This is a genomic window from Kitasatospora sp. NPDC058162 (assembly GCF_042884005.1).
GTDB lineage: Bacteria > Actinomycetota > Actinomycetes > Streptomycetales > Streptomycetaceae > Kitasatospora.
This window is the reverse complement of sequence record NZ_JBHVUS010000057.1, coordinates 1-14,780: the sequence shown is the minus strand read 5'-3', so window position 1 is coordinate 14,780 and position 14,780 is coordinate 1. Positions and strand designations below refer to the sequence as shown.

Annotated in this window: 15 protein-coding genes; 9 read left to right on the top strand and 6 right to left on the bottom strand. The window is 73.0% G+C overall.

All coding sequences use genetic code 11. The annotated features are described in order from the left end of the window. Positions 1-33: 33 nt before the first annotated feature. A complete protein-coding gene (locus ACFVXG_RS44140) occupies positions 34-921 on the bottom strand; it encodes a LysR family transcriptional regulator (protein WP_387936163.1) in 888 nt (295 codons plus the stop codon). Between the two features lie 72 nt (positions 922-993). On the opposite strand from ACFVXG_RS44140, the gene ACFVXG_RS44135 reads away from it, so the two are divergent. From ACFVXG_RS44135 to ACFVXG_RS44110, 6 genes are all read left to right on the top strand, one after another. Then, positions 994-1,881: a dihydrodipicolinate synthase family protein gene (locus ACFVXG_RS44135; protein ID WP_387936162.1), complete on the top strand. Its 888-nt coding sequence runs from the start codon at positions 994-996 to the stop codon at positions 1,879-1,881. A 102-nt stretch (positions 1,882-1,983) separates the two neighbouring features. Further along, on the top strand, positions 1,984-3,012 hold the full coding sequence (locus ACFVXG_RS44130) for an aspartate-semialdehyde dehydrogenase (RefSeq protein ID WP_387936161.1): 1,029 nt from the start codon (positions 1,984-1,986) through the stop codon (positions 3,010-3,012). 250 nt (positions 3,013-3,262) lie between these two features. Beyond that, positions 3,263-4,543: an NYN domain-containing protein gene (locus ACFVXG_RS44125; RefSeq protein WP_387936160.1), complete on the top strand. Its 1,281-nt coding sequence runs from the start codon at positions 3,263-3,265 to the stop codon at positions 4,541-4,543. A gap of 109 nt (positions 4,544-4,652) precedes the next feature. Further along, positions 4,653-5,654 carry an ABC transporter ATP-binding protein gene (locus tag ACFVXG_RS44120; protein WP_387936159.1) on the top strand — a complete coding sequence of 334 codons (1,002 nt, stop codon included), beginning with the start codon at positions 4,653-4,655 and terminating at the stop codon, positions 5,652-5,654. Continuing rightward, complete coding sequence (locus tag ACFVXG_RS44115) at positions 5,651-6,460, top strand: ABC transporter permease (protein WP_387936158.1); 810 nt, start codon at positions 5,651-5,653, stop codon at positions 6,458-6,460. Before ACFVXG_RS44120 ends, ACFVXG_RS44115 begins: the two co-directional genes overlap by 4 nt. A 107-nt stretch (positions 6,461-6,567) precedes the next feature. Continuing rightward, positions 6,568-7,317, top strand: a complete 750-nt coding sequence (locus tag ACFVXG_RS44110; protein ID WP_387936157.1) for a hypothetical protein — start codon at positions 6,568-6,570, stop codon at positions 7,315-7,317. Positions 7,318-7,421: 104 nt separating this feature from the next. On the opposite strand, the gene ybaK is transcribed toward ACFVXG_RS44110, so the two are convergent. The 3 genes from ybaK to ACFVXG_RS44095 form a co-directional block, all read right to left on the bottom strand. After that, a complete protein-coding gene (ybaK, locus tag ACFVXG_RS44105; RefSeq protein ID WP_387936156.1) occupies positions 7,422-7,916 on the bottom strand; it encodes a Cys-tRNA(Pro) deacylase in 495 nt (164 codons plus the stop codon). A 15-nt stretch (positions 7,917-7,931) separates the two neighbouring features. After that, positions 7,932-8,672, bottom strand: a complete 741-nt coding sequence (locus ACFVXG_RS44100) for an LON peptidase substrate-binding domain-containing protein (protein ID WP_387936183.1) — start codon at positions 8,670-8,672, stop codon at positions 7,932-7,934. A gap of 133 nt (positions 8,673-8,805) precedes the next feature. After that, on the bottom strand, positions 8,806-9,648 hold the full coding sequence (locus ACFVXG_RS44095; protein ID WP_387936155.1) for a hypothetical protein: 843 nt from the start codon (positions 9,646-9,648) through the stop codon (positions 8,806-8,808). Positions 9,649-9,924: 276 nt separating this feature from the next. Between ACFVXG_RS44095 and ACFVXG_RS44090 the strand changes: the two genes are divergently transcribed. Next, a complete protein-coding gene (locus ACFVXG_RS44090) occupies positions 9,925-10,368 on the top strand; it encodes a hypothetical protein (RefSeq protein ID WP_387936154.1) in 444 nt (147 codons plus the stop codon). Here ACFVXG_RS44090 and hemC read toward each other — a convergent pair. Together hemC and ACFVXG_RS44080 are read right to left on the bottom strand one after the other, a co-directional pair. Continuing rightward, a complete protein-coding gene (gene hemC, locus ACFVXG_RS44085) occupies positions 10,365-11,291 on the bottom strand; it encodes a hydroxymethylbilane synthase (RefSeq protein ID WP_387936153.1) in 927 nt (308 codons plus the stop codon). The two genes, ACFVXG_RS44090 and hemC, sit on opposite strands and share 4 nt — an antisense overlap. A gap of 152 nt (positions 11,292-11,443) precedes the next feature. After that, on the bottom strand, positions 11,444-12,628 hold the full coding sequence (locus ACFVXG_RS44080) for a glycosyltransferase (protein WP_387936152.1): 1,185 nt from the start codon (positions 12,626-12,628) through the stop codon (positions 11,444-11,446). Between the two features lie 573 nt (positions 12,629-13,201). Between ACFVXG_RS44080 and ACFVXG_RS44075 the strand changes: the two genes are divergently transcribed. Both ACFVXG_RS44075 and ACFVXG_RS44070 read left to right on the top strand, forming a co-directional pair. Further along, entirely contained in the window at positions 13,202-13,504 is a 303-nt protein-coding gene (locus tag ACFVXG_RS44075; protein ID WP_387936151.1) for a hypothetical protein, read from the top strand. A gap of 148 nt (positions 13,505-13,652) precedes the next feature. After that, positions 13,653-14,477, top strand: coding sequence for a class I SAM-dependent methyltransferase (locus ACFVXG_RS44070; protein WP_387936150.1), 825 nt, complete (start codon positions 13,653-13,655; stop codon positions 14,475-14,477). The last annotated feature ends 303 nt before the right edge of the window (positions 14,478-14,780 follow it).

Genomic DNA, 14,780 nt, shown 5'->3' with positions numbered 1-14,780 from the left:
GTCGGCGGCGTCGGAGGGGTGGCGGGGCGTTCGTCAGGCCCCGCTGCCCAGCCCCGGCGGCACGGCGGTGTGGAGCGCCGAGACGAAGGCCGAGATGGCCGGGTGGGAGCCCGCGCCGGCCCGGAACGCGGCGCGGGTGCGGCGGTACATCGGCAGCCGGGTGAGGACGACGCCGGGCGGCGGCTGGGCGGTGCCCAGGTGGGGGACCAGGGCCACCCCCTGGCCGGCGGCGACCAGCGAGAGCACCGTGGTGAAGTCGTCGATCTGGTGCCGGATCCGGGGGGCGAAGCCCGCCGCCTCGCAGGCGCGGACGGCCATGGTGTGGCAGAGCGTGCCCGGCGGGGACATGATCCACGGTGCGCCGCGCTGCTCGGCGAGCACCGTCGGGGTGCGGGCCGCCAGGTACATCGGCTCGGTGAAGACCGGGCGGGTCACGGCCAAGCCCGGTTCCGGGTCGGTCGGGACGAGGTCGTACTCGTGGACCAGCGCCACGTCCAGCTCGCCCGCGCGCAGCGCCGCGCCGACGGCCGCCGGGTCCACCTCGGTGACCATCGGCTCCAGCCCCGGGTGCCAGGCGGCCAGTCCGGCGAGCACCGCCGGGATGATCGCGCGGGCCGCCGACGGGTAGGTGCCGATCCGCAGCGGACCGGCCAACCCCCGCTTGGCGTGGGCGAGTTCGGCGCCCGCCTGCTCCAGCAGGGCGAGCACGGACTCGGCGTGCCGGACCAGGTTGCGCCCGGCCGGGGTGAGGGTGACCCGCCGCCCGGTGCGCTCCAGCAGCGGGACGCCGGCCTCCTTCTCCAGGACGGACAGCTGCTGGGACACCGCGGAGGCGCTGAAGGACAGCGCCTCGGCGACGGCCGCGATGGTGCCGAGGTGGGCGAGTTCGCGCAGCAGGCGCAGACGTCGGACGTCGAGCATCGGTCCAGCTTACGAGAAGCGTCGGAAATGTGAACTGGACCTGGGTGATCGCCGGACCGCAGGATCGTCGGTATGGAACTCAAGGGCATCCACGTCCCCCTGATCACCCCCTTCGCCGCCGACGGCTCCGTCGCCCTCGACGCGCTGGAGAAGCTCGCGCACGAGGTCCTGGACGCCGGGGCGGCCGGACTGGTCGCGCTCGGTACCACCGGTGAGCCCGCCGCGCTGACCGCCGAGGAGCGGGACGCGGTGGTGGACGTCGCCGCGGCCGCCTGCGCCGCGCGCGGGGCGCAGCTGACCGTCGGCGCCTCCGGCGGCGACACCCGGGCCGTCGGCGAGGCGCTGGCCGTGCTCGGCGCGCGGGTGCCGCAGGCGGCGGCGCTGGTCACCACGCCCGCCTTCGTCCGGGCCGGCGAGGCCGGGACGGTCGCCCACTTCCGGGCGCTGGCCGCGGGCAGCCCGCTGCCGCTGGTCGTCTACCACATCCCGTACCGCACCGGGCAGCAGCTCTCCACCGCCGCGCTGCGCGAACTGGCCGCGATCGAGGGCGTGGTGGGCGTCAAGTACGCGACCGGCGGGCTGGACCAGACGGCCGCCGAGCTGCTCGCCGACGCCCCCGCCGGGTTCGCCTTCCTGACCGGGGAGGACGCCTTCCTGCCGCCGATGCTGGCGCTGGGCGCGGCCGGCGGCATCCTGGCCTCCGCGCACCTGGCGACCGGCCGCTTCGTCGAGCTGTACGAGGCCTGGCGGGCCGGGGACGTCGAGCGGGCCCGGGAGCTGGGGCACCGGCTGACCGGGCTGGCGCTGTCCGCGTTCACGGCGCCGAACCCGACGGTGACCAAGGGCGTGCTGCACGCCCAGGGCCGGATCCCGACCCCGGACGTGCGGCTGCCGCTGCTGCCGGCCGGGGCGGCGGAGGTCGGGGCCGCGCTTGAGCTGGTGAGTGGTCTGGACCACTGAGCGCTCTCTCATACCGTGGAATACCAGGTCGTGCGGTGCCAGTGACAAGGCATGATGGGCAGAGTGCGGCTGTAGACAGCACCATCCAGAGGAGTAGTCGGAATGAAGATCGGCATTGTCGGGGCCACCGGCCAGGTCGGCGGCGTGGTCCGCGAGATCCTGGCGGAGCGCAACTTTCCGGTGGAGCAGCTGCGGCTGTTCGCCTCGGCCCGTTCGGCCGGGCGCACGCTGCCCTGGCAGGGCACCGAGGTCACCGTCGAGGACGCGGCCACGGCCGACTACACCGGCCTGGACATCGTGATCTTCTCGGCCGGCGGCTCCACCTCCAAGGCCCTGGCCCCCAAGGTCGCCGCCTCCGGCGCCGTCGTCATCGACAACTCCTCCGCCTGGCGCCGTGACCCCGAGGTCCCGCTGGTCGTCTCCGAGGTCAACCCGGAGGCCATCGCCGACCGCCCCAAGGGCATCATCGCCAACCCCAACTGCACCACCATGGCCGCCATGCCCGTGCTGCGCCCGCTGCACGAGGAGGCGGGGCTCGCCGCCCTGGTCGTCTCCACCTACCAGGCCGTCTCCGGCAGCGGCGTCGCCGGTGTCGCCGAGCTCCAGGACCAGGCCGCCAAGGTCGTGGACGGCGCCTCCGCGCTCGCCCACGACGGCTCCGCCGTCGAGTTCCCCGAGCCCAAGGTCTACCAGCGGCCGATCGCCTTCAACGTGGTGCCGCTGGCCGGCTCCATCGTCGAGGACGGCTCCAACGAGACCGACGAGGAGCAGAAGCTCCGCCACGAGAGCCGCAAGATCCTCGGCATCCCCGAGCTCAAGGTCGCCGGCACCTGCGTGCGCGTCCCGGTCTTCTCCGGCCACTCGCTGCAGATCAACGCCCGCTTCGAGCGCCCGATCAGCCCCGAGCGGGCCGTCGAGCTGCTCGCCGCCGCCCCCGGCGTCGAGCTGTCCGAGATCCCCACCCCGCTGCAGGCCGCCGGTCAGGACCCGAGCTACGTGGGCCGCATCCGGGTCGACGAGACCGTGGAGAACGGCCTGTCGCTGTTCGTCTCGAACGACAACCTGCGCAAGGGCGCCGCACTCAACGCCGTCCAGCTCGCCGAGCTGGTCGCCGCCGAGCTCAAGGGCTGACCCGGGTCAACCCCGCGTGACATTTGGCGGGCCCCGTCGTTGAACGGGGCCCGCCTTCGTGTTTCTTTGCGACTCATTGGGGCGGCTGTTGCGTGACCGGGACATCTGCCGAGGTTCGGGCCCCGAACCAGGGGGAAAAGGTGACCCAACGATCGGGCGGTCAGGGGGCCCCTCACCCCGCACGTTCGGCCGACGGGCGGACCGCCCACCCAGACCGACCATCGAGGGCGAGCGGAAAGAAGGTGCGCGGATGGACCGCTGTGTCGTCCTGGTGGACGCCGGATACCTGTTGGGCGCCGCGGCCAGCCTGCTCGCCGGAGACCCCTCCCGGTCCAAGGTCACCGTCGACCACACCGCGCTGATCAGCGCCCTGCGCGAACGCGCCGAAGCCGAGACCGGGCTGCCGCTGCTACGGATCTACTGGTTCGACGCGGCCCCCGACCGCCGCCCGATGCCCGAGCACCGGCGGCTGCGCGTACTGCCCCGGGTCACCGTGCGGCTGGGCGCCCTCACCCGGGCCGAGGGGCGCTGGGTGCAGAAGGGCGTCGACGCCGCGATGCACGCCGAACTCTCCGAACTCGCCCGCAACCGGGCCTGCGCGGACGTCGTCCTGATCACCGGCGACGGGGACCTGCTGCCCGGGATGATGACCGCCAAGGAGCACGGCGTGGCCGTGCACCTGTGGGCGCTGCAGGCCGCGGACGGTGACTTCAACCAGTCCGAGGACCTGGTCGGCGAGGCCGACGAGCGGCGGGTCCTGGACCGCGAGTGGATCGAGGGGTCCTTCTCGCTGCGCGACCACTCCACCGTCTTCCCGGCCCCCGGGACGGGCGGCGCCCGGCAGGAGATCGCCAAGATCCTCGCCGCCCCGCCGGCCTCCCTGCCCAGCGTGGCGCCCCCGTCCGTCCGGCCGGCCGTCGCCGAAGGGGGCTCCGACGCGCCCGCCGCGAACGGGCGGCCCCAGCCGGCCGCCGCCCTGCGGGTGGTGCCGACCCCGAAGGACCTCGCCGGGCGGGTCTCGGCCGTCACCCCGATCACCCCGGCCGTCAACGGGCACGCCAACGGCCACGCGGCCGCTGGGCAAGCCACCAACGGGCACGCGGCCGCCGGGCCGGTGCTGCGCTGGTCCTCCGACCGCGGCTGGGTGGACCGGCCCGCCCCCGAGCCCTCCGTCACCGCCGGGGACGGCCTGCCCACCCTGGCCCAGCTCACCACTGCCGAACAGCGCTGGGCCGACCGCGAGGAGGACATCACCACCATCGGCGGCGACGCCCACGAAGTCGGGCAGGTCTTCGCCCGCCGCTGGAGCGACCGCCTCGGCGACCTCGAACGACTCACCCTGCTCTGGCCCGACTACCCGCGCATCCCGCACCGGGTCGACGGCGAGCTGCTGCGCTACGCGGCCCGCTTCGGACTGCTCGCCCACAAGGACGACCAGATCGACGAGCACGACCGCTACGCCATCCGGGCGGGGTTCTGGAAGGAACTGGCGGTCCGGGTCCCGGGCGGGTCGATGGTGGTGGACGACTGACGCGTCCCGGGCGGGTCGGTGGTGGTGGACGACCGGCGCGTCCCGGCGGCCTCCGGCGATCGGCCCCCGTTGTCCGGTTCGCCCGTGTGAGCGCGTAAAGTCTCCGGTCGTGGAAGAGACGGCCGGGCGAGCACCCCAGGACACCCCCGCGCCGTGCGTCGCCGTACGCGATCTGGTCCGGACCTACCGCACCGGGCGCGGCTCCGCCGCCACCGCGATCCGGGCCAACGACGGGATCAGCCTCACCGTCCGCCAGGGCGAGATCTTCGGGCTGCTCGGGCCCAACGGCGCCGGGAAGTCCACGCTCGTCCGCCAGCTCACCGGCCTGCTGCGGCCGGACTCCGGCACCGTCGAACTGCTCGGGCACGACATCGTGCGGCACCCGGAGCTGGCCGCCCGGCTGCTCGGCTACCTCGGGCAGGAATCCACTGCCCTGGACGAGCTGACCGTCGCGCTGGCCGCCGAGACCACCGGACGGCTGCGCGGGCTCTCGCGCGCGGCGGCCCGCGGCGCGGCCGCGGACGTCCTCACCGAGCTCGGGCTGGAGCCGATCGCCGACCGCCCGCTCGCCAAGCTGTCCGGCGGACAGCGGCGGCTCGCCTGCTTCGCGGCCACCCTGGTGGGGGAGCGGCCGCTGCTCGTCCTCGACGAACCCACCACCGGCATGGACCCGGTCGCCCGGCGGGCCGTCTGGTCGGCCGTCGACCGCCGGCGGGCCGAACACGGGACGACGGTGCTGCTGGTCACCCACAACGTGATCGAGGCCGAGACCGTGCTCGACCGGGTCGCCGTGATCGACGAGGGCCGGGTGATCGCCTGCGACACGCCCGGCGGGCTCAAGGCCCTGGTGGACGGCGACGTCCGGCTCGACCTGGTCTGGCGGGACGAGGCACCGATCGGCGTCCCCGCCGTCGCCGAACTGGCCGACCGGGCCGAACGCACCGGCCGCCGCTGGACCGTCCGCACCACCCCCGAGCAGGCCCGCGAACTGGTCGCCGCCGTCACCACCGGCCCGGCCTTCGCCGCCCTCGACGACTTCACCCTCGCCACCCCCAGCCTTGAGGACGCCTACCTCAAGCTGGGCGGCCGCCACGGAGGACTGGCCAAGTGACGCTGCTCTCGGTGCCCCCGCAGACCCGCCGGTCCACGGCCGGCGCCGCCCCACTCGCCCCCGCCGCCCGGCTGCTCCCCGCCCTGGCCGCGGTGTACCGGGCGCAGCTCACCCGGGCGAAGGTCGCGCGGATCCCGCTGCTGTTCGTGGCCACCTTCCAGTCCGTCGGCATCCTGGTGATGATGCGGGGCGTCGTGGACGCCGGGCAGACCTCGGCGGCGCGGTCGGTGGTCGCCGGGGCGAGCGTGCTGGTGGTCGCCTTCGTCGCGCTCAACCTGCTGGCCCAGTACTTCGGGAAGCTCCGCGCCACCGGCGGCCTCGACCACTACGCGACGCTGCCCGTCCCGGCCGCCTCGGTGGTGCTCGGCGCGGCCGCCGCGTACGCCTCGTTCACGCTGCCCGGGACGCTCGTCACCGCCGGCATCGGCGCGGTGATGTTCGGGCTGCCGCTCGGCCAGCTGTGGGTGCTGCTCGCCGTCGTGCCGCTCGCCGGGGCGGCCCTGTCCGGGCTCGGCGCGGCCTGCGGGCTGCTGGCGCCGCGGCAGGAGATCGCGACGATGCTCGGGCAGCTCGGCATGTCGGCGGCGCTGCTGCTCGGCGTGCTGCCCGTCGACCACCTGCCGCAGCCGGTGCTGTGGCTGCGCGACCTGCTGCCCTCGACGTACGGGGTGGAGGCGTTCGCGCGGACCTTCGCGCCGGACCCGGACTGGGGGATGGTGCTCGCCGACCTCGGGGTGTGCGCGGGGGTGGGCGTGGTGTCGCTGGCCCTGGCCACCTGGGCGTACCGGCGGGCTGTCGCGCGGTAGGGCCCGCCTTCCGGATCTTGCCGGGTGGGCGGTGTGGTGGGCGGTGTGGTGGGCGGTGTGGTGGGCGGTGCGGTCGTTCGGACGGACGTCGTGAAACGATGGGACCCGTGACCGTACCGAACACACCTCCGGAACCCGCCCGTGCCGATGCGCCGGCCGAGCCGGGAGCCGTACCCGACCCGTTCGCACCGCCGCCGGTCTCCGACCAGGAGCCGCCCGCCGGGCTGCCCGAGGCGCCGCCCGAGGTCGAGCACCCGGTGCCGGACGAGCTGCGGATCGGTGCCGGGGTCGTGCTCGTGTGCCTGCTGGTCGGACTGGCGATGGCCGGGCTGTGGGCCTGGCTGGCGCCCAAGGTGCCGCTGGTCGTGGACGGGGACCGGATCCTCTACGTGGACCCCGAGGGCGAGCAGCGGGCCGGCGCCGACGCGGTGTTCGTACTGATCGGGCTGGGCGCCGGGATCCTCACCGCGCTCGGGGCCTTCCTGGTGACCCGCAAGCGCGGCGGCGGGATCTCCGTCGCGCTGGGGCTGGCGATCGGCGGACTGCTCGGCTCGTACGGGGCCTGGAAGCTCGGCCGCTGGCTCGGACCGAGCGACAACCTGATCGGCGAGGCCCGGCGGGTCGGCAACGGCGGGCACTTCGACGCGAGCATCGACCTGGGGGCGATGGGCGGGCTGCTGGTGTGGCCGATGGCGGCGATGGTGGTGCTGCTGGCGCTGTCGGCGGCGTTCGGGAAGCGGGAGGAGGACCCGCCGCCGTACTGGGGGGTGCCGGCGGGGACGTACGGGGACCCTGCGGGTCCTCCTGCGGAGGCGGCTTCGCTCGCCCAGGCGCCGGAGGACCGGAAGCAGGGCTGAGTTCGTGAGCGGGGCGGAGGGTCGACGGCCGGGTACAGGCCGGGGCCTTCCGCCCCGCGGCGTTTCCCGCTTCCGCGGTTTCCGCGTCCGCGGTTGCTGCCGGCTCAGCGGGCGATCGGGGCGGTGTGGGCGCGGGTGAGGGCGATCAGGTCGGTGGGGGAGAGTTCGACTTCGAGGCCGCGGCGGCCCGCCGACACGTAGACGGTGGGGTGGGTCAGGGCGCTGGCGTCGACCACGGTGCGCAGCGGGCGGCGCTGGCCGAGCGGGGAGATGCCGCCGAGGACGTAACCGCTGCTGCGTTCGGCGGCGGCCGGGTCGGCCATCGCGGCGCGCTTGCCGCCGACGGCCGTGGCCAGGGCCTTGAGGTCGAGCTGGCCGGCGACCGGGACGACGCCGACGGTGAGGGTGCCGTCCACGTCGGCGACCAGGGTCTTGAAGACGCGCTCGGCGGCCACGCCCAGGGCCTCGGCGGCCTCGCCGCCGTAGGAGGCGGCGGCCGGGTCGTGCTCGTAGGCGTGGACGGTGTACGGGACGGCGGCGGTCTCCAGGGCGACGGTGGCGGGGGTGCCCTGGCCGCCCTTCTTCGGCTTCTTGGCCATGTGGCGGGTCCTCGGTCAGTTGGGGCTGAACGATTGGCGGGTCAGGTCGACCGCGGGCAGCGAGGGCAGCCAGCTGAGCACCGCGCTCTCGCGGCGCAGCAGGTCGAGTTCGGTGCGCAGCCGCTGGGCGTTGTCGGGGCAGGCGAGCAGCTGCTGCTTGACCGGGGTCTCGAACACCGAGGCGGCGGCGACCAGGTAGGAGAGCACCTGGGGGTCGTCGGGGAGCTCCTGGCGGCCGTGGGTGCTGGCCTCGCGGGCGCCGGCCAGGCGCTTCTGGTAGACCCGGAAGGCGCGCTCGACCTCGGCGGCGAGGGCGCCGGAGCCCTCGCCGGGAAGCTCCTCCACCGGTTCGATCTCGCCGGTCAGGTACGGGCCGGTGACGTCGACCGAGCTGAGCCGGAACCGGGTGGTGCCGGTGACCAGCAGCTCGTAGCGGCCGTCCGGCTGGGGCTGGGCGGAGGAGATGTCGGCGACGCAGCCGAGGTGGTACATCGCCTCCAGCGGATCCCCGGTGACGGTGCCCAGGCCGTCCAGCGGCCCGGCCGGGCCCTCCTCGGCCGGCCGGACCGGGGCGGTCTCGCGGCCGTCCTTGATGGCGAGCACGCCGAAGCGGCGCGGCTCGTCCTCGGGCTGTTCGAGCAGATCGGCGACGAGCCGGCGGTATCGCTCCTCGAAGACGTTCAGGGGCAGCACCAGGCCCGGGTAGAGCACGGTGTTCAGCGGGAAGAGCGGCAGCCGTTCTGTCACGGCGGACAGCGTAGTTCCCCGGCGCCCCGCCTTGTCGCGCGGCTGACTCCTTGGACCCGATCGGCGGGCGGTGCGGAGGCCCCGGTGGAAGGGTTCAGCCGTGCCGGAGAGCCATCATGCCCGCTGTCTCCCTGCGACAGCGTCAAGCGCACCAGACCAGGCCGTGCCCGCGCAGGGCCGCGCGGGCGCGGGCGGCGCCGCCAGGTGTGGCAGCGGCCCCGGTGCCGATCGCGAGGGTCCTGGCGCCGCCGAGGCCGGCACAGGAGCGGCAGATGCCGGGTCGGGGCACGGGGTCGTGGCACTTGGCGCACTCTGCGGGTCGGAACTGTGGTGCTTGGACGGGTGGCAGCTTGCGTTGGAGGCGGTCGCGCAGGATCGCCACCGGGGAGTGCAGCGGCGAGGGCAGGCCGGGCAGCAGGGCATGGGCCAACTCGGTTGCCGTGCTGCCGCGCTCCAGCCACTGGGCGACGAGGGGTGCCAGTTGCTGCGCCTCGGCCTCGCCGAGGCGCAGCCGGGGCTCGGGCCGGATCGCGCGGAAGAGCGCTGCCACCGCCCTGCGGGTCTGCTCGTCGGCTCGCGTCAACTGGGCCGGGAGGGTGGGTACTTCTCCCGGGTCCTTTACTACAGGGCTGTCAGGGGGACCGGCCTCGGGCTCACCGGGGTCCGAGGAGCGGGCACTCGGTGACGCCGGGCGCTGCGGAGTGTCGTACACGTGCACGTCGGTACGGAGGGTGCCGTCAGGCATCCGGACCGTCTCGACCCGGTAGTACCCGGCCTCCTTGAGCTCGTTGAGCGCCCGCCGAACAGCGCCCCGCCCCTGCGGGCTGCTGTCGGCCATGTGCCGCCCGTCCTCGCGCCAGCCGTCGGGGCGGGAGAGGAGATCGGAGAGGAGGCCGCGAGCGGTGTAGCTGAGGCGACGGTCCTGGAGGAGGCCGTTCGGAAGTACGGTGAAAGCGCGCGCGTGAGCGCTACGATGAATCTGCATGGGGAGTGTCAGCTCCTGGTGCCAGACCCCGGGGTGTTCCACCACCGCCGGGGTCTTCTATGTTCTGTTGATGATGCGGAACGTAGCACAATCACTACGCTGAGTGCGAAGCATCGGGGAAATCCGCAGTCAGATCCGGCCGCCGGTCGCCATGGGGCGGGCGCGTTCGAGGAGTTCGCGCACGTGGGGGTTGCGACGGTGCGGTCGAGTTGCGGCGAGCATCGTGCGGAATCGGTCGTCGGCCCGGCAGCCATGACCAGGGGCACGATCCGGACCGTGCGCCAGGCTCTGGACGAGGCCGGTCATCGCGACGTGGCGACCATGCCGCACCTGATCTTCGACTCCGCCCTCTATGAGGGCTACCGCACCACGATGCGGGCTACCCCCTCCTCCGGTGCCCGCCGCCCGTTCCAGATCAGCCCCCGCAGCCCCGAGAGCGCCGTGGACACCGGCCTCGCCTTCCTCGGCGAGGGGGCGGACATGCTGCTGGAGCCCGGGATGCTGTCGGTGGACATCCTCTCGGCCCTCAAGCGCCGCACCCCGGCGTCACTGATGCCGTTCTCCGTCTCCGGCGAGTACACGCGCCTCGCTCCGCTCGACCCGGCCACCGGGAAGCGGGATTTCCGCCCGCTGGCGGAGGTGTTCACCATGCTCAAGCGGGCCGGGGCCGAGCGGATCGTCACCTACGCGGCACTGGACCTGGCCCGTCTGCGGGCCTAAGCGGCGGGCCGGACCTCCGCCAGGATGCCCGCCGCGCCCTGGTCCAGCAGGAGCCCGGCCACCTGCATGCCCAGCTTCTCCGGCTCGCACAGCGGGCCGGAGAGCCGGGCCTCCACCTGCCGCCTGCCGTCCACGGAGGTGACCTGCCCGTGCAGCGTCAGCACATCGCGGTCGGCCTTGCCGAAGGCGCCGACCGGCACCGAGCACCCACCGTGCAGCTCGGCCAGCATCGCCCGTTCGGCCCGCACCTCGGCGTCGGTCACCGGGTCACCGGAGCCGGCCAGGATCCGGCGGGCCAGCTCGTTGTCGTCCCTGATCTGGATGCCCAGGGCGCCCTGGCCGGGCGATGGGGGGAACCGCTCGATCGGCAGGATCTCGCTGATCTCCTCGCTGCGGCCGAGTCGCTTGATCCCGGCGGCGGCGAGGACCACCGCGTCCAGCCGCTCTGTCTTGAGCTTGCCGAGCCGGGTCGGGACGTTCCCCCGGATCTCCACCGGCACCAGGTCCGGGCGGAGGTGCAGCAGCTGGGCGATCCGGCGTGACGCCGACGTGCCGATCCTGCCGCCGGGCGGGAGATCGGCCAGGGTGCTGCCGCACAGCGCGTCGTGGACGTCGGCGCGGGTGGGCGGGGGCAGGAGGATCAGGCCGGGCGGGTTCGCGGTCGGCAGGTCCTTGAGCGAGTGCACGATCACGTCGACCTCGCCGGACACCAGCGCGTCCACCTGGTTCACGGAGAACGCCGAGCCGCCGCCGCGCTCCGACACGTCCCTGAGAGCCGACCTGCGGTCCTGGTCACCGGCTTCCGTGATCACCCGCTGCCGGAAGGCCACATCGGGGAAGCGCTCCCGCAGCGGCGCCAGGAACTCCCTGACCTGGGCCCGCGCCAGGTGACTGGCCCGCGACCCCACTACCAGTGTGCTCATACGCCAACTCCCGGCATCTGGCGAGATGTTGACCAGATGCTACCCGCATCGAACACACCCGTTTTCCGACGTTATGTCGGAACCCTGGAAGGAGCCTCTCGTGCTGGACACCACCCGCACCATCCGCCCCGCCGCGATTGCGCGGCGGGGCGTCACCGACCTGATGGCCCGGCGGAGGCGGCGGACAGCAGCACGTCGACCAGTCGCTCGGCAGCGTCGGGGCGGCCCATCTGCCGGGCCTGGTGGGCGATCTGTTCCCGCAGTCCGGGGTCGGCGAGGAGCGGCCCGATCGCGCCTTGCAGCATGGTGGTGTTGACCTCTCCGGTCAGCGCCACCGCTGCGCGTTGCCGCTGCAGGTGCATCGCGTTCTGGGCCTGCTCGTTGCCGGCGGACGTCGCGAGCGGCACGAGTACGGCGGCCTTGCCCAGGGCGGTGAGCTCGGCGATCGTTCCGGCGCCGCTGCGGGACAGGACGACGTCGGCCAGAGCCAGCACGTCAGGGAGCTCGGATCCGACGTAGCCGGTCAGGTGGTAGCGGGCGGCCAGGTCCGGAGACAGGGTGCGCACCGTCGCGCTGAGGGCGTCGAGGTTCGCTGGCCCGCACTGATGGATCACGTTCGCCTGCGAGAGGAGCCACGGAAGGGTGTCCCGCACGAGTTCGTTGATCTGCTGCGAGCCCTGGGCGCCGCCGGTGACGTACACGGTCGGCAGCCCGGAGGCGAAGGAGTGCAGGCCGAGCGCGTCGACGGCCTTCCGGGCGTGGCCGGCCAGCACCTCGGGCCGGACCGGGTTGCCCGTCACCACCGTGGTGCCGCGCACCGACTCCGGCAGAAGTTCGAGGGTGGCCTCTGAGGAGACCGCGAACCTGGTGGCCGCGCGCGCGAGCGAGCGGTTCGCCAGCCCGAGCCGCACAGTCTGCTCGTGAACGACCAGCGGCCTGCGGCACATCTTCGCCGCCAGACCGACCGGCACCGCCACGTACCCGCCGGTGGCGAGGACGACGTCCGGCTTGAAGTCGGAGACGATCGTGCGGGCCTGGGCCACGCCGAGCGGGACGCGGCTCATGTCGCGCAGGTTCGCGGGCGACACGAGCTTGAGGGGGTTGGACGAGCGCCGGACCTTGCCCGTCGCGACCGCGCGAAAGGGGATGCCCTCGCCGGCGGCGACGCGGTTCTCCAGGCCGCCGTCGACGCCGACCCACAGCACCTCCAGCGCGCGGCCCGCCGCGGCGAGCCGAGCCTGGAGGGTACGGACCGCGGTCAGGGCCGGATACGTGTGACCGCCGGTGCCGCCTCCGGTCACGATCAGCCGGAACGGCTCGCTGCTGTGCTGAGTCACGGGGCGGTTCCTCTGTTCGTGGACGTCGTCCGGTCCACGCTAGCGCCTGCCTGGAGAGCCTAGTTGGACCGTCACACCTGAGGGGGAGACGTCCCGGTGCGCTTGCGCGGTTGCCGGTCCGGGCCGCGCTTCTTGATCGTGCGGTGGTAGTCGTCGTCGTACCGGTCGCTGCGGGCGGTGCCGCGCATTCCACCGGAGGAGGTAGGGAACGATCGAGGTGGGTACCAGCGGGGCACTCGGCCCACACCAGCCAGCGATTCGGTTGTGGCCGTTGGTAGTTGGACATGGCGGAACTGCGTCGGCGGCCAGCGCGGCCAGGCCGCTCAGCGGGATGGCCGCCGTGGTGCTGCACGACCTCGGGGAGTCGGCGGAGCCGATGGCCTGGTGACAAGCTGCACGGCGAGACCGGGCCCGCTCGAAGGCGATCGACACCGCCCAACTGGCCACCGTGCTTTACCGCCAGGGCGCCGGGGAAGAAGCCGAGCACTACGGCCGCACCGCCACTGACCTTTCCACCATGGTCCGCTCCGCACGACTGGACGCCGTACTGGCCGAGATGAGGAGAGCACAGGCATGACCATCGAAGACGTGATCAAGGAAGCCGCGGCTCGGGGTATCGCGGGGCTCCCGGAACCTTCCCGGCTCACCCACGTCCGGGTGTGGCCGGGCGCGTCGCAGTGGGTCGGCGAGGTCGGCGAGCCTCCCCACAACGAAACGGTGGGGGACGGCATGTTCGACACCAAGGACGAAGCCCGGGAAGCCGCATTGAAGGCCGTAGCTGACGGTCGGGCCTTGCTGGTCGCCCTGCTCCCGGCAGATCTCGCAGCGACGGCCGCCGAGTGGCCGGAGCCGACCGTGACCTCCTGGGAGGCCTGACAGCTGTTGGTCGGCCCGGACTGAGAGGTGCTCAGACCGGGTCGACCATGGCCAGAGCAGAGGATTGCAGCGGGGTTTCGCTGCGCGTCCGAGGAATGCGGGCCCGCTGCTCTCGACCCGCACTCACGAACCCTCCGGAGCTGCCCGAATGACGAGCAACACCGCACAGCAGGACGCCGCAGTTGCCGACAGGTCGATCCTCGCGAATAGCGCCTACGCCGACGGACGCCACTTGGCAGCCCGCCAGTCGATCTACCGGTGGCAGCAGCCGCAGTACGACCTGCCCGGGATCGTCGTCGAAGAGCTGGCCGGTACAAGCGGGATCGTCCTGGACCTGGGTTGCGGCAACGGCAGGTTCGTCAGCCGCCTGCACGGGGACCGGTCAGACCTTCAGGTTGTCGGGATGGACATCTCAGCGGGCATCCTCGCCGACGTCCCGAAGCCGGTGCTGGTGGCCGACGCTCAGGCCCTGCCCTTCGCCGACGACAGCGCCGACGCCGTACTGGCCCTGCACATGCTGTACCACGTTGGCGGCATCGAGGACTCGATCAAGGAACTGGTCCGCGTCCTCCGGCCTGGCGGTGTGCTCATTGCCTCCACCAACAGCGACACCGACAAGCAGGAGCTGGACCAGCTCTGGGCCAAGGCTGCAGGAGATGTCCTCGGGATTCCTGAGGGGCCGGCGCGGGTCTCCCTCAGCTCTCGTTTCTCCCTGGAGAAGGCCCGCGGCTACCTGCGGACGGCGTTCAAGGACATCCGGATCCGGGAACTGCCCGGCACCATCGAGTTCACCGACCCCGCGCCAATCGTCGCCTACCTTTCCTCGTACGAGGCGTGGGCTGACCAATGCGGTGTCCCCTTCCGCGAGACCATCGGTCGGGTAGCCGAGATCGTCACTGCCACGATCGAAGCTGAGGGGTCATTCAAGATCACATGCCTTGGCGGAATCCTGATCTGCCGTCATCCTCTCTAGATCTGCATGGGAAGTCGGTCTGGTCGACTTCCTGTGCAGGGCAAGAAGCTTGGGTGAGAAGCGGGCAGAGTGAGGAAAGGATCGCGCTTGTCGTTTCGGTGGCCCCGGCCATTTTGGCCGGGGCCACCGCTGGTTCTGCAGGACAAACCGCTTGATCGGATTCCGTTCTCGGATCTTCTGCGTATTTGGGCGGCCTGGCCGTTTCACGGCCCGGCCCCCCCGGGATTGGGGGGGTGTGTTATAAAAAAAAAACAGCCCACCAGACGGGGTGGAATCGGGGTTGGCGGCGTGGGGGTGTTAAAG